This window comes from Bartonella sp. MR90HLJMH (genome assembly GCF_042194115.1).
Lineage (GTDB): Bacteria > Pseudomonadota > Alphaproteobacteria > Rhizobiales > Rhizobiaceae > Bartonella > Bartonella grahamii.
This window is the reverse complement of the sequence record NZ_JBHIMM010000006.1, coordinates 78,213-91,581: the sequence shown is the minus strand read 5'-3', so window position 1 is coordinate 91,581 and position 13,369 is coordinate 78,213. Positions and strand designations below refer to the sequence as shown.

Annotated in this window: 9 protein-coding genes, 1 tRNA gene and 2 pseudogenes; 3 read left to right on the top strand and 9 right to left on the bottom strand. The window is 34.5% G+C overall.

What is annotated here, in order from left to right:
* Nucleotides 1-80: 80 nt before the first annotated feature.
* The 4 genes from ACFIJ9_RS05605 to ACFIJ9_RS05590 all read right to left on the bottom strand — a co-directional run bounded on the left by ACFIJ9_RS05605 (nucleotide 81) and on the right by ACFIJ9_RS05590 (nucleotide 4,945).
* A complete protein-coding gene (locus ACFIJ9_RS05605) occupies nucleotides 81-1,124 on the bottom strand; it encodes a DNA polymerase III subunit delta' (RefSeq protein ID WP_375636092.1) in 1,044 nt (347 codons plus the stop codon).
* Complete coding sequence (gene tmk / locus ACFIJ9_RS05600) at nucleotides 1,121-1,765, bottom strand: dTMP kinase (RefSeq protein ID WP_273787959.1); 645 nt, start codon at nucleotides 1,763-1,765, stop codon at nucleotides 1,121-1,123. The genes ACFIJ9_RS05605 and tmk overlap by 4 nt, the downstream gene beginning before the upstream one ends.
* Nucleotides 1,766-1,793: 28 nt before the next feature.
* The gene (locus ACFIJ9_RS05595; RefSeq protein WP_375636091.1) at nucleotides 1,794-2,957 is read right to left on the bottom strand and encodes a D-alanyl-D-alanine carboxypeptidase family protein; all 1,164 of its coding nucleotides are present in this window, start codon (nucleotides 2,955-2,957) and stop codon (nucleotides 1,794-1,796) included.
* 1,088 nt (nucleotides 2,958-4,045) lie between these two features.
* A complete protein-coding gene (locus ACFIJ9_RS05590) occupies nucleotides 4,046-4,945 on the bottom strand; it encodes a septal ring lytic transglycosylase RlpA family protein (RefSeq protein WP_375636090.1) in 900 nt (299 codons plus the stop codon).
* 285 nt (nucleotides 4,946-5,230) lie between these two features.
* Here ACFIJ9_RS05590 and ACFIJ9_RS05585 point away from each other — a divergent pair.
* Nucleotides 5,231-5,416 (top strand): annotated as a pseudogene (locus ACFIJ9_RS05585) (integrase); the annotation flags it as partial.
* A 90-nt stretch (nucleotides 5,417-5,506) separates the two neighbouring features.
* Here ACFIJ9_RS05585 and ACFIJ9_RS05580 read toward each other — a convergent pair.
* Nucleotides 5,507-5,582 (bottom strand) — tRNA-Lys (locus tag ACFIJ9_RS05580).
* A gap of 1,173 nt (nucleotides 5,583-6,755) precedes the next feature.
* On the opposite strand from ACFIJ9_RS05580, the gene lexA reads away from it, so the two are divergent.
* Both lexA and rimO read left to right on the top strand, forming a co-directional pair.
* Nucleotides 6,756-7,469: a transcriptional repressor LexA gene (gene lexA / locus ACFIJ9_RS05575; RefSeq protein WP_375636089.1), complete on the top strand. Its 714-nt coding sequence runs from the start codon at nucleotides 6,756-6,758 to the stop codon at nucleotides 7,467-7,469.
* Nucleotides 7,470-7,917: 448 nt separating this feature from the next.
* Nucleotides 7,918-9,231: a 30S ribosomal protein S12 methylthiotransferase RimO gene (rimO, locus tag ACFIJ9_RS05570; protein ID WP_015856403.1), complete on the top strand. Its 1,314-nt coding sequence runs from the start codon at nucleotides 7,918-7,920 to the stop codon at nucleotides 9,229-9,231.
* Between the two features lie 409 nt (nucleotides 9,232-9,640).
* On the opposite strand, the gene ttcA is transcribed toward rimO, so the two are convergent.
* From ttcA to ACFIJ9_RS05550, 4 genes and pseudogenes are all read right to left on the bottom strand, one after another.
* On the bottom strand, nucleotides 9,641-10,516 hold the full coding sequence (gene ttcA, locus ACFIJ9_RS05565; protein WP_375628391.1) for a tRNA 2-thiocytidine(32) synthetase TtcA: 876 nt from the start codon (nucleotides 10,514-10,516) through the stop codon (nucleotides 9,641-9,643).
* A 267-nt stretch (nucleotides 10,517-10,783) separates the two neighbouring features.
* Nucleotides 10,784-11,401, bottom strand: coding sequence for a 30S ribosomal protein S4 (rpsD, locus tag ACFIJ9_RS05560; RefSeq protein ID WP_273722651.1), 618 nt, complete (start codon nucleotides 11,399-11,401; stop codon nucleotides 10,784-10,786).
* A 179-nt stretch (nucleotides 11,402-11,580) separates the two neighbouring features.
* The gene (murI, locus tag ACFIJ9_RS05555; RefSeq protein ID WP_273787953.1) at nucleotides 11,581-12,399 is read right to left on the bottom strand and encodes a glutamate racemase; all 819 of its coding nucleotides are present in this window, start codon (nucleotides 12,397-12,399) and stop codon (nucleotides 11,581-11,583) included.
* Nucleotides 12,392-13,229 (bottom strand): annotated as a pseudogene (locus tag ACFIJ9_RS05550) (RNA methyltransferase). The gene murI and the pseudogene ACFIJ9_RS05550 overlap by 8 nt, the downstream one beginning before the upstream one ends.
* Nucleotides 13,230-13,369 lie beyond the last annotated feature (140 nt).

Here is a 13,369-nt window from a genome sequence, read left to right as displayed (position 1 = left end):
TACTCGTTGTAAAACGCTATAAATAAAAGATATAAAGATATAATGACATAACGTCTGTTCATCGTATTGTCACGGAAAAACTAATCCTCATGAATGATCTTATGAACTTTAAAAAGTAAGTTAATAACAAACTGCTTTTTATCGAGATTAAACAGTTGTATTTCCTCTATTTCTTGATGAATCTCTTGCCATTTTTCCGCATATTTTTTTGAGAGGAATAAGTCACCCTTTTCAACGAGCATGATAGCTTTTTTTTGAATTTTATTAAGAATTTCATCACAAAATTGTTGAAATTGGAATGTAGAAGAAACAGATGAAAATGTTTGTGCAAGAGTATGTACAATCGTTGCGTTACAAACAGGTTTCTCTAAGAGAGCATCAATTGTTTTAATAATTTCAAGACCGTCATGGCAGATAAGTAAAGCAGCTTTTCGAGGACTTCCTTTAGATTTTTTAATAATTATTTCAATTGTTTTCTCATCAGGTAAGTTCTGATTGGCGAAAATATGTATAATAACTTTTTTCATTTCATCGTTATTTAACGGACGAAAAGAAATTTTTTGACACCGTGAGTGGATTGTTGGAAGCAATTTTCCTGAAGAATGCGCGATAATAACAAATAACGTTTTTGAAGGTGGTTCTTCAAGTATTTTGAGAATTGCATTTGCTGCATTTCTATTCATATCATCTGCAGAATCAATAATAACAATACGCCATCCATCATCTTGCGATGTTCGGCTTAAAAAATGCATAATATCACGGACATCATCAACGAGTATTCCTGTTTTAAACTTTTGCGTTTTTACATCAAATCGACGTGAAATATACAAAAGACCAGGGTGACTTCCTTGTGTAATTTGGCGCCATGGAGTAGAATAAGGATCGGGTTTCAAGAAAGCCTCCTGTTGAGAACTTAAAATGTTCCAAGCAAGATGAAAGGCTAATGTAGCTTTTCCAATCCCATATTCTCCTTCAAATAACAATGCATGATGCAAACGCTCTTCTTTAAGCATTTGTGTCAAAAAATGACGAACATCCTCATGACCAAAGACAACATCATTCTGGGATGGTGATAAAATTGTATCAATATCATCATATTGGCGTAAGATATTTACATTACTCATGAAAGCTGATCCAACAATACCTGATGACAAATATTTTTTATTTGATGTGCAACGGCTTCCACTGAGCCAGTGGCATCAATGACTCGAAATCTATGGGGTTCCTGTTTGGCCAATTGAAGAAAAGCTTGACGCCTTTGTTCTTGAATTTCCAACTGATCTTTTTCAAAATAATCAATTTCTTCTGTTTCTTTTCTTCGTAAATTTGCACGTTTCATACCACACATTGCTGGCATATCTAATAAAAATGTTAAATGGGGCAAGATACCATTGAGTGCAATACACTCTAAAACAGCAAGAAGAGAAGAACTGACTGTATCATTGAGTCCTTGATAAACGCGTGTAGAATCAATAAAGCGGTCACATAAAACGATTTTACCTTTTTGCAAAGAAGGCGCGATAACCTCGGTAACATGGTCGACACGTGCAGCTGTAAACAAAACAGCTTCAATCAACGGTCCATACTGTTGCGCCTGCCCTGACAACAAAATATGCCGGATTGCTTCTGCTCCTAGCGTTCCCCCTGGTTCTCGTGTTGTGACAACATCATAACCTTGGTGTGAGAGAGACTCAGCAAGTAAAGAAATCTGCACCGTTTTTCCTACCCCGTCCCCTCCTTCGAATGTAATAAAATAACCTGACACGTATGACCTTAACCTTATTAGCACGTAACTACAAATATTTCCGTAACCATCCAATTGTTATTTCATAGAATGCATTTTTTACTTTTGCAAAGAAACTTCCTTCCTGAACATTCATTCCGGCAAAAACTGGTTTTTCCAGAAGAACCTTTTTATCTTCTAAAATTTGAATAACGCCAACTGATTGTCCAGAAACGATAGGAGCTTTCAATGGACCATGATATTTAATTTTTGCTTTAACATTTACTTTTTTTTCATTCGAAAGCATAAAACTTATTGGTTTTTTAACAATGAGTGGAACAAAATTTTGCGTACCACCATAAACAGAAGCACGACCAACCGTTTCTTCTTTTATGAAAATCGTTTTGAGATCAAATGCTGTCATTCCCCATTGAAGAATGCGTTCTATTTCTTTTGTATATTTTTTACCATCTTGCAAACCATTGATTGCTAAAAAAAGACGTCGATGATTTTTAGAAATGGTGGCAACCATTGAAAAACCTTCTTTTTCGCTGTAGCCAAAACCAAATCCTTCTACACCAATTTCCTTAGAAATAAGAGGATTTTTATTACGTTGAAAAATATTATTCCACGTAAAATGAGGCTCACGATAAAGTGCATAATAATCCGGATATTCCTGAACAATATGACGTGCTAATATAATCATATCACGCACGGTTACAAATTGTCCATCTTCGGGTAGCCCTGTTGCGTTAACAAAATGACTCTGAGATAATCCGACTATTTTCGCGCGCTGATTCATCAGTTTTGCAAAATGAGCCTCATGTCCAGATATTCCTTCAGCAAGAATAATAGCAGCATCATTTCCATTCATAATAATTAAACCACGTAAAAGATCAGAAACACTGATTTCTGTCTTTATCTTTGCAAACATAGTGGTTGTACCGGAAGGTGCTCCACCTTTACGCCAAGCATTTTCACTGACCTTGAATTTCTGCGTACTCTTTAACATTCCCTCCTTTAAGTGATGAAATACGACTTCCACTGTCATCAATTTTGCTAATGAAGCAGGAAAAAAAGGAATATCACTTTGTTTTTCATAAAGTATTGTCCCTGTATCATCATCGAGTAACAACAATTGTGATGCAGAAATTTGAAAACCTTCTGCTCTCCCCCACGTGTCAAATGCCAATATCCCCCATAAAGTCAATAAGATCCTTAATGTTGTATACATAGCTTCTCCTCCCATCCCAAAGATCAACATAAAGAATCTTATATAGGAAAAAACTTTTTTATTTCCGCAAATTGAGGAATTATTGACAACTCAAGAAAAGACTTTATTTTTATTCAACGTTATCAAAAGTAATATGATGCACTTTTTATCTTCTACATAGGTTTAGTTTAATATTTTAAAGTATACAAAGACAAAAATATTTTTAAGTTTTTTGTTTTATATTTATAGTACATTGTTTATTATAAAAATTATAATATTTTAACTTATATATTATTAAAAATGCTGTAAGATTTCTTCGTTATATTTCTTTTCATATTGAATTTAATAAAATTCGCTTACTTACGCGTCATAAATAAAGTTCGTATATGGATAAAAATTATTAAAAAAGAGAATAAAAATACCTCTTATCAACCTCTCAAGTGTTAAAAATTATCGCACAAAACATTGGAGGCTTACAAAGTGTACGATGGTGTCGGTTTATATCTTCATAAGTGTAAAGATAGTGATGTCTAAAGGCGTTACCAATCATACCATTCATAGGCGCTATCGTAAAATAGGCTTGTAACGTGTTGAAATATTTCCCTTTTAAATAAGTACGTGAATTGGCAATGTATGTGTATTTTGTTTGAGACGCTCTGTTTCTCGTGAGGGGACTTACTCCATTAAAGAACATGATAAACAAAAGCATGAAGTAATGCATAATCTCTTCATAAGATATTACCGTGGATGCTTTTTGGAAAGCTGCAAAACCGAATCAAAAGAAAATATTTTTCAAGCTTTTTATTCCTATCAAATTGATTGTATAGTTGCTTTGGAGATTACACAAACAGACTGATACAATAATCTCCCCTCGTCTAGCAAAAGCTATTACAGCAAGAAAAGTACGCGCTTTATTAAAGCAAGAAATATCATAAAACGACGAATAGACCAGTAATGGAGCGGAAAGAACGTATTGAATTTATAATAGCACCCAACCACGCTTTTTTAAAAGGACAACGCGCTTTAAGATGAAAATCTTCCACTAAATCCGTAAGTTCTTATCTTTTTTACTAGAGAATTATATAGATAAAAAATCAACGCATATTTTCTTAAAACAGTTGTAGCCAATTGACCTTTGTTTTTTTGTTTAGCTTATTTATAGAAGCAACTTGATCGAATGGCATCGGCTTATCAACCATGATAGGACCAATTTCTGGCAATTTAACTGCAACAGTTTTATTACGTTGTTCCTGTTCAACAGCAGCTGCTTTAGCTAATCCTTCTTTGTTTCCTGTATTGCGCTTGTCTTTTAACAAAACAGTTTCTCTTTTTTTCGAAACATTTTCTGACGCTAATGAATACGAGGCAGCATTTCCAGGAGTATAAGAGGCCATTAAATATGCACCATCATAATAGCCAACGGGTGCTTCAGCAATATATTCTACCTTAACATCTGCAACCCCCCTATCTACATACCCCAGTATTGCCGCAGCTTGCCTTGATAAATCAATGATTCTGTCTTTCATAAAAGGTCCGCGATCATTCACTCTAACAATGATTGAAGATCCATTTTTCAAATTAGTAACACGAGCATAGCTCGGTAAAGGCATTGTAGGATGAGCAGCAGTCAAAAGATTCATGTCATAAATTTCACCGTTGGCAGTTAAACGCCCATGAAAATCTGAACCATACCATGATGCTTCGCCAACACGTTTATAAGTTGGATCATTTTGAGGATAATACCACTTTCCTTTTATTTGATAAGGTTTACCAACAACAACTCGTCCACGCTTTTTTTCTTCCGATTGATTCTTCTTATTGGATACGTGTTGAGGTAGTACAGAAGTGTTTACGTCAATTGGTTTATTATGATAGGAATCTTTTATTGAAAAATTCATAGTTTGGCTTGCGCAACAAGATACCAGTGACTGAGAAATGACGATCATAGAAAACAATTGAAGTGATGGTTTAATAATAAAAGTAAATTTCTTTTTTCTATTTGAAGGCATCTATTCAGTCCACTTATTTCTGTTAAGTACTACTGTAAAAACCACGTCACGCTGTCACGCTTTTTATATGCGACGGAAGAATTTACGTTTTTAAATGATTTCCCTCGCGCATATACCACCCTTGAATTGGCTCCTTTTATCAAGAAATTAACACATTGTTAACCTTTTTATGATTTTTGTAAGAAATAAATGTACTATAGTAGATGTTTAAAAGAATGAAAATTAAACAAATCAACATCTTATAGAAAAGTTATTTCATAATATAAACTGTGAATAAGTGGTGATTTTAGCAACTTGTTTTGCGAATCATGTAATGCAGTAGGTATTAAAAAATCAATCTATGGATTGAGAAAAGGAGCAACCACATTTGCTGCCAACGCAGGTACAACCGTATCGTAAGCTTAAAGCTCTTTATTTTGGACAGGAGACAGCATAGCATCGCTCTATTCCAAAACATCTGATAGAAAATGACTGATTATAGAATCAATAAAAAACTTCAAAAAGAATCAAAACGAGAAAGATTCTTAAATTTTTGTATAGTCTATTGATATTATTTAAATTTGGTGAGCGCGCAGGGATTCGAACCCTGGACCTACTGATTAAAAGTCAGTTGCTCTACCAGCTGAGCTACGCGCTCTCACACAAGCTATCTAGTTTGTAGACTATCTAATTTGCAGAAAGTGAAGGGAACATACGGTTGACTTTTCATTTGGTCAACACCTTTTGAAGAAAAATATTATTATTTTCTTCAGTTATCAATAATTTTCCGTTTTCCCCTCCTTTTTTCATCATTGTATAGATACTCTTTAATCTTCTTTTTGAAGTTTCAATCAAGGAACAATTTCATTGCAAAATATTGCATAGATTCGGAGCGCTAAAATTATAAGAAATTACCCTCCTTCCCTCACATGGGTTGTTGAGCATAATGGATAGAGAAAAAATACCTTTTACTATAATATTATTTTTATATCTTCATATTTTAGTTTTCAATTTTCAAATATGAATACAGATTTACAATATAACATATTGATTTATAACAATTTATAATTTCATCACTTGAGTGAGAGAATAAAACTATAAAAAAGAAATGAAAATACCTTTTATACCTCCTTTCAATAACCAAAAATTATCTCAACATTAGGGTTCAGCAAAATAGTATATAGCGGTTGGTACGTTAGACCTGAAAATGGGACAATGAGCAACAATGGCATTTTGAGGGTATGATTTTTATTCATGCATAATGAATATATAACGAAAGCCAATTTATCCTATAGAATAAAACAGACATAAAATTCAGTCTCATTGAAAGTATCCCGAATGACTATAAATTATGCTCACTATTATAGCTGTAGATAATTTTACTTAAAAAAAGCAGAAATAATATGCAGTGTGCAAAATGATCTAAATACCCATAGAGTGTTCTAAATATATAAAATGCCTTCTAATTAACTTTTTTATATCAAGAAATTACAAAATACGTAGATATATTTTTAGAAGAAAAGGATAACACTGGTCATAAAATTTAGTGTTGGATAATCCAGTCAGAGCTATAAAGTATTTTTATACATTGTTTAATATTAATGTAGATATATAATATATAAATAATAATTTCATAAAATTCTTAAAGTAAGTTTTATATAAATAATAATTTAAATATGTCTATAAATAAACATATTGCTTCATTAACTTAACTTATAGGATCAAAAATAAAGAAAATAATTTTGATTTGGCGGAAAAAAAATTGTAAAATTGTTATATATACATGTATTTTTACTTTACTCCTTTTTTATTATTTTGATTGGAATATTGAATGCTAACATGTAAACAATATGAGCTACTCTTGTTTATTCATAACCATACAAAAGAAACTGGTGTTCCTCCTTCTTTTGAAGAAATGAAAAATGCATTAGAACTTTCTTCAAAGTCTGGTATTCATAAGCTCATTATAGCCTTAGAACAACGAGGGTTTATACGTCGTTTACCCAATCGCGCTCGTGCAGTGGAGGTGATTCGACTCCCTGAGAAAATAACATTTAACCTTTCTTTAGCACGTAAAATTTCTCCCAGTATGATAGAAAAAAATAAAAGGGAAATATCAAAAAACTTGAGTAACCTTGACAACTTTGATGAAGAAGAAAAAAAAAATATCACCATTCCTATTATGGGACGTATTTCTGCGAGCGTGCCCGCCTCTGCTATACTGCAACAAATAAACACTCTTTCTCTCCCACGCAATATGGTTAATACAGGTGAGCACTACGCATTAGAAGTTAAAGATGATTCTATGATGGAGGCTGGTATCCTTAATAAAGATACGATCATTGTGAAACGTCAAAATACAGCAATAACAGGTGAAATTATTGTTGCGTTTATTGATAAAAAAGAAGCCACATTAAAACGTTATCGACGCAAAGGAGCTTCTATTGCATTAGAAGCCGCAAATCCTCATTATGAAGCACGTACATACGAATCCGAACGTGTAGAAATACAAGGCAAACTTACCGGACTTATTCGCAAATATTAAAAATAAACCTTATAGTACGCGATAGATATCGCAATAAGGAGTTGTTGAGTATTTTTTTATTGTGCCACACGCAGTTGACTTCCTCTCCACTGCCAAAGGATGCCCCAATTCGGTCTATAAACAGTCCAGATCCTTATCGAGCGGGTTTCATTTTTCCTTCCCTACATCTCCTTCACTTACGCAAGGAGCGACAAGTAAGCTTTAAAATATTCACCACGTACTTTATAAAAGAACTTGAATGCTTTGAAGGAAGCAACCTTATATCATCGTCCTCAATGACAGAATTTTACGATATAAATTGTATGCATGCATAAAAACACATAAAATTTTGTAGAAAAAAATCAAATAACTTTGTAACAGATTTTATTGCATAGGTATAAAAATAAAGAACATTATTTTTCAGTTATAAAAGTGTAACTCAATCATTCACAATAATTGTAGGATCATCATGGTAGCACCTCGTATTAGTTTTGTCTCCCTCGGATGCCCAAAAGCACTCGTAGATTCTGAGCGAATTATTACACGCCTTCGCTCTGAAGGGTATGAAATTTCACGTCAACATCAAGGAGCTGATGTCGTTATTGTGAATACCTGTGGCTTTCTTGACTCGGCAAGGAGAGAATCATTAGCCAATATTGATGAAGCTCTCAAAAAAAATGGAAAAGTTATTGTAACGGGGTGTCTTGGTGCTGATCCTGATGTTATTCGCCAAACGTATCCTAATGTATTGGCTATTACAAAACCGCAAGCTTATGAAAGTGTTATAGAAGCTGTTCATACAGCAATTCCTCCTGTTCATGATCCTTTTCTTGATTTAGTTCCTCCCCAAGGTATTCGTTTAACACCTCGCCATTACGCCTACCTAAAGATTTCTGAAGGATGCTCTAACCAGTGTAGTTTTTGTATCATCCCTACTCTGCGTGGTGATCTCACTTCACGTCCCATCAGCGATGTTCTTCGTGAAGCTGAAAAACTCGTGCAAGCGGGTGTAAAAGAACTTTTAGTTATTTCACAAGATACGAGTGCTTATGGTATTGATCTAAAATATCTCGAAAATTCTTGGAAAGATCGTACAATAAAAACAAAATTCTTTGATCTTTGTCGCGAACTAGGCGATATGGGTATTTGGATACGTATGCATTACGTTTATCCTTATCCCCATGTTGATGAAGTTATCGAACTTATGGCTGCAAAAAAAATTCTTCCTTATCTGGATATTCCTTTTCAGCATGCATCACCAGCTATTTTGCGTCATATGAAGCGTCCTGCACTCATAGAAAAAACAAACCGTAGAATTGAAAAATGGCGAAAAATATGCCCAGATCTTACTTTGCGGTCAACATTTATTGTTGGTTTTCCTGGCGAAACGAATGAAGATTTTAATATACTCCTAGAATGGCTAGAAGAAGCAAAAATTGAACGCGCTGGGTGCTTTAAATATGAAGAGGTAAAAGGAGCCGCCGCAAATGATTTGGGATTAGAAAATATTCCTGAAGAGGTGAAAGAAAATCGCTGGCATCGTTTTATGGCAAAACAACAACAAATTTCTACACATCTTTTAAAGAAAAAAATTGGAAAAAGACTCCAAGTGCTTATCGATGAAAGTCAAGGAAAAGTTGCCAAAGGACGTAGTCAATACGATGCTCCAGAAATAGATGGTGTTGTCCATATATCATCACGACGCCCGTTGCGTGTTGGTGAATTTGTCAGCGTTAAAATTGAACAGTCGGATGCCTATGATCTTTATGGTGTAGCAGTTTGAAAATTTAACTTCTTCCCTGTCCTCAATGATGAAGATTTCTATCAGCATTGGTTTATAAAAAGATCGGCTACTCACAATCGAACTTGATCACTTATGTAACTCACTTCATGAGAATTTACGAGCAATCCTCGCCCTGAATGTTTGCTATACACTCCACAAATACCAAGCAGTTATATATTCTCTTAATTTAATGCCTTAAATGAGGTGACGGCGGCGCAAAAGAATAAAATCCTCAAGGTTCACCATTTTTACTTAACAAAAGAGAAAATCGACAATCGTACTATTTTCCCATTTTTCATATTGCGACAGTCATTAGTTAGTGAAAGGAAACTTTTTTCAATAGTGTCTTAATAAATAAGTATCTTATCTTAAACTCTTTGAACTTATTTTTTTAAATATCTAATCTTTATTAACAGGTCTTAAAATCAAAGAATTTCTTATCAAGCAAATGACTTGGGCGTACATTTGTTAAAGCGCGAATCATCGTATCTTTACGTCCTGGCATTTGTCTTTCGATATTTTTCAGCATTTCTTTCATTGCATTACGTTGTAAACCATCTTGACTACCGCAAAGATTACAAGGAATAATCGGAAATTGCATTGCTTGAGAAAATTTTTCCATATCCTCCTCAGCTGCATAAACAAGAGGACGTAACACAAAAAGATCTCCTTCATCATTTTTAAGTTTTCCAGGCATGGCAGCTAATCGGCCACCGTGAAACAAATTCATAAAAAATGTTTCTAAAACATCATCACGATGATGACCTAAAACTAATGCAGAACATCCCTCTTCACGTGCAATACGATAGAGATTACCACGTCGTAATCGAGAACAAAGTGAACAATATGTCTGCGACTCTGCCAATTTATCTGTAACAATGGAATAAGTATCCTGATATTCAATACGATATGGAATTTTATAAGAACTTAAAAAGTCTGGAAGAATATGCTTAGGAAATCCAGGTTGCCCTTGATCAAGATTACAGGCAAGAATTTCAACGGATAAAAGACCTCGCCACTTTAAGTCTAAAAGAAGCGCTAATAAACCATAAGAGTCTTTTCCACCCGATAAAGCAACAAGCCATTTTTTTCCTGTAGAGAGCATAGAAAAATCATCCAAAGCTTGTCGCATATGACGCAAAAGTCGTTTGCGCAATTTATTAAATTCTACGCTTGAAGGAGCAACACGAAACATTGGATGACAACTATCTGCTTCGCTTATTAAAGGATCATCTCTCCCTTCGTTTTCTTCTATTGCCTGATATTCAACTGAAACATCATTCATAATACCATATCCTGCACAATAAACAGCTCGTTTTGCAAAGATAAAAACAAATATTAAAGCAAGCTTACATTTATGTTTTTTGAACTTATAAATTAGATACACAAAAAAGAAATGGAACTATATAAGTCTATGACTATAAAACATAGCAATAAACTTAATATAGAACCATTTACAAAAAGCACTTATTAACTTCAGAGATTGTAAAAATAACACAATATCTTGAAGTTATAATAATAGAAGAAAAAAATAACTTCTCTTGCAGAAAAATTATCGAGAATAAAACTCAACAACCAAATTAGGTTCCATTTGCACAGCATAAGGAACATCTGCAAAAGCAGGAATACGTGTAAAGGTTGCTTTCATCTGTTTATGATCTGCTTCAATATAATCAGGGACATCACGTTCTGCCAATTGCACTGATTCTAAAACTAAAACAAGTTGTTTTGACTTTTCCCGAACCTCAATAACATCACCAGGTTTACAACGATAAGATTGAATATTTGTGCGCCGACCATTTACATTAACATGACCGTGATTGATAAATTGGCGAGAAGCGAAAATCGTAGGCACGAATTTTGCACGATAAACAACAGCATCCAAACGTGATTCTAACAGACCGATAAGATTTTCACCAGTATCACCCCGTCGACGAGCAGCCTCTTCATATGTTTTATGAAATTGTTTTTCTGAAATATCTCCATAAAACCCTTTCAATTTCTGTTTAGCGCGCAACTGCACCCCATAGTCAGAAAGTTTTCCTTTACGACGCTGTCCATGCTGACCTGGACCATAATCACGACGATTGACAGGAGATTTCGGACGACCCCAAATATTTTCTCCCATACGACGGTCAATTTTATACTTTGTTGTTTCGCGTTTACTCATCGCATTTCCTTATAAAATAAAACACGAGATCTTAAGACCCCAAGGAAACGCGCCCTCCTCTGCCTTTAAATACTAAAGACTGACAGAATACCTTAACATATCAATATGCAAAGTTATCCACGGGACACGTCAATTAATGCTATTTTCTTGAAAAAATAGCCAGATCATCATTATTGGTCTTACAACCCAAAGTCAACTCCTTTCATGAGTTTTAAGCCAAATCCTTTAAACAAATTCTCCGTTAAAGAAGTGATATTTTTCGATGTTAATAACGCAAAATCTTGATATTTTTTTATATATTGATCGTGTACTTTTTCCGACAGTGGTAATAATGATCTGATATGTTTGGCAATCGCTTTCGCCGGATCAATCCACTCAACGGACCATAAAGCATGTTCACGAAAGAAGTTAATCAAAAAAGGATAATGTGTGCAGGCTAAAACAATAACATCAGTATATTGTCCATTTTTTTCCACAAAACATGGTAGGATTTCTTTTCTTAACTCTTCTGAATCGATAGATTTTCCCCGTAAATAATCTTCAGCAAATCCAGCCAGCTTTTTACTTCCCACAAGTTGAACATGACACTGTCCAGCAAAAGAATTAATTAATTCATTTGTATAGGCACGTTTCACTGTTCCAGGAGTAGCTAATACGGAAATAAAACCAGATTTTGTTTGTTCAGCAGCTGATTTAATTGCAGGAACCGTTCCTACAAAAGGGACATGAGAAAAATTCTGTCGTAAATCTGCCATCATCAGTGTAGAAACGGTGTTGCAAGCAATCACACATAAGGCTGGATTGTAGCGTGTTAAAAGATTTGTAAAAATCTTTAAAATACGCTCTTTCAAAATATTTTCTTTCCAATTTCCATAAGGAAATCCTGCATCATCAGCAACATAGATAAATTGCATTTCAGGGATAAGAATACGTGCCTCCCTGAACACTGTTAAACCACCAATACCGCTATCAAAAAAAAGAACAGGTCGTTCATCCATTAGTTTTCACACTTATTTTTAATTTTTTCACGATCACGCTCTTCAGGTGCTCTACTCCCCCGTGGATATTGTGGCGAAAAATGATCCAAAGAAGATATAATGCCTCGCAATAAACGAACCTCAGGTTCACTAAAGTTAGCGCGCGTAAAAACAGAGCGCAAATTTGCAAGCATTACTTCTTTGCGTTCTGGGGGTCTAAAATACCCACGGATATTCAAAGCCTCTTCTAACTGAGATAAAAAACCATGAAATATTGTTTTATTTGCAGGTTCCATCTCTGCGGCACGAAATGCCGTATCGCTGACATCCTCTAGACCTGTTTTCATCCATTCGTAAGACATTAAAAGAACTGCTTGCGCAATATTAAGTGACGCAAAAGCAGGATTAACTGGAAAAGTAATAATTTCATCAACAAGGCTGATTTCATCATTTTCTAATCCCCATCTCTCTCTTCCAAAGACAATACCTGTCTTATGTCCGATACTTTCACGCTGACGTAATACGCTTGCTGCTTCGACAGCACTTTTTACAGTTTTAAATCCACATCTTTCACGTGCTGTTGTGGCAAAAACATAGTGTAAATCTGCAATTGAATCACGCAATGTATTAAAAATCACAGTGTTGTTAATGACATGATCAGCTTTACTCGCAGCAGCTATAGCTTTTTCATTTGGAAACATTTCTCGAGGTTTGACTAACCGAAGCTTAGAAAGCCCAAAATTTGCCATTGCCCTTGCGACCATACCAATGTTTTCAGGAAGCTGCGGTTCAACTAAAATAATAATGGGACCATTTGTTAAATTTTCACGATTCTTATTCGTTCCAGCCATCAATCTTACCTAGTTTCACTTAACTATCTCCCTCTCCACTATTTTTTACGAAACCTTCTTCACAGTACTCTAATGCTGTTTAATAATAAATTATAGACAATGTTATCTTTTCACTCAAAGATAATAAATTTTAAAAGCCA

Bases quoted from the DNA above. Each gene is read 5' to 3' on its own strand.
- lexA (WP_375636089.1), top strand. From the start codon at position 6,756: ATGCTAACATGTAAACAATATGAGCTACTCTTGTTTATTCATAACCAT.
- ACFIJ9_RS05595 (WP_375636091.1), bottom strand. From the start codon at position 2,957: ATGTATACAACATTAAGGATCTTATTGACTTTATGGGGGATATTGGCA.
- ACFIJ9_RS05590 (WP_375636090.1), bottom strand. From the start codon at position 4,945: ATGCCTTCAAATAGAAAAAAGAAATTTACTTTTATTATTAAACCATCA.
- ttcA (WP_375628391.1), bottom strand. From the start codon at position 10,516: ATGAATGATGTTTCAGTTGAATATCAGGCAATAGAAGAAAACGAAGGG.
- ACFIJ9_RS05605 (WP_375636092.1), bottom strand. From the start codon at position 1,124: ATGAGTAATGTAAATATCTTACGCCAATATGATGATATTGATACAATT.
- rpsD (WP_273722651.1), bottom strand. From the start codon at position 11,401: ATGAGTAAACGCGAAACAACAAAGTATAAAATTGACCGTCGTATGGGA.
- murI (WP_273787953.1), bottom strand. From the start codon at position 12,399: ATGGATGAACGACCTGTTCTTTTTTTTGATAGCGGTATTGGTGGTTTA.
- rimO (WP_015856403.1), top strand. From the start codon at position 7,918: ATGGTAGCACCTCGTATTAGTTTTGTCTCCCTCGGATGCCCAAAAGCA.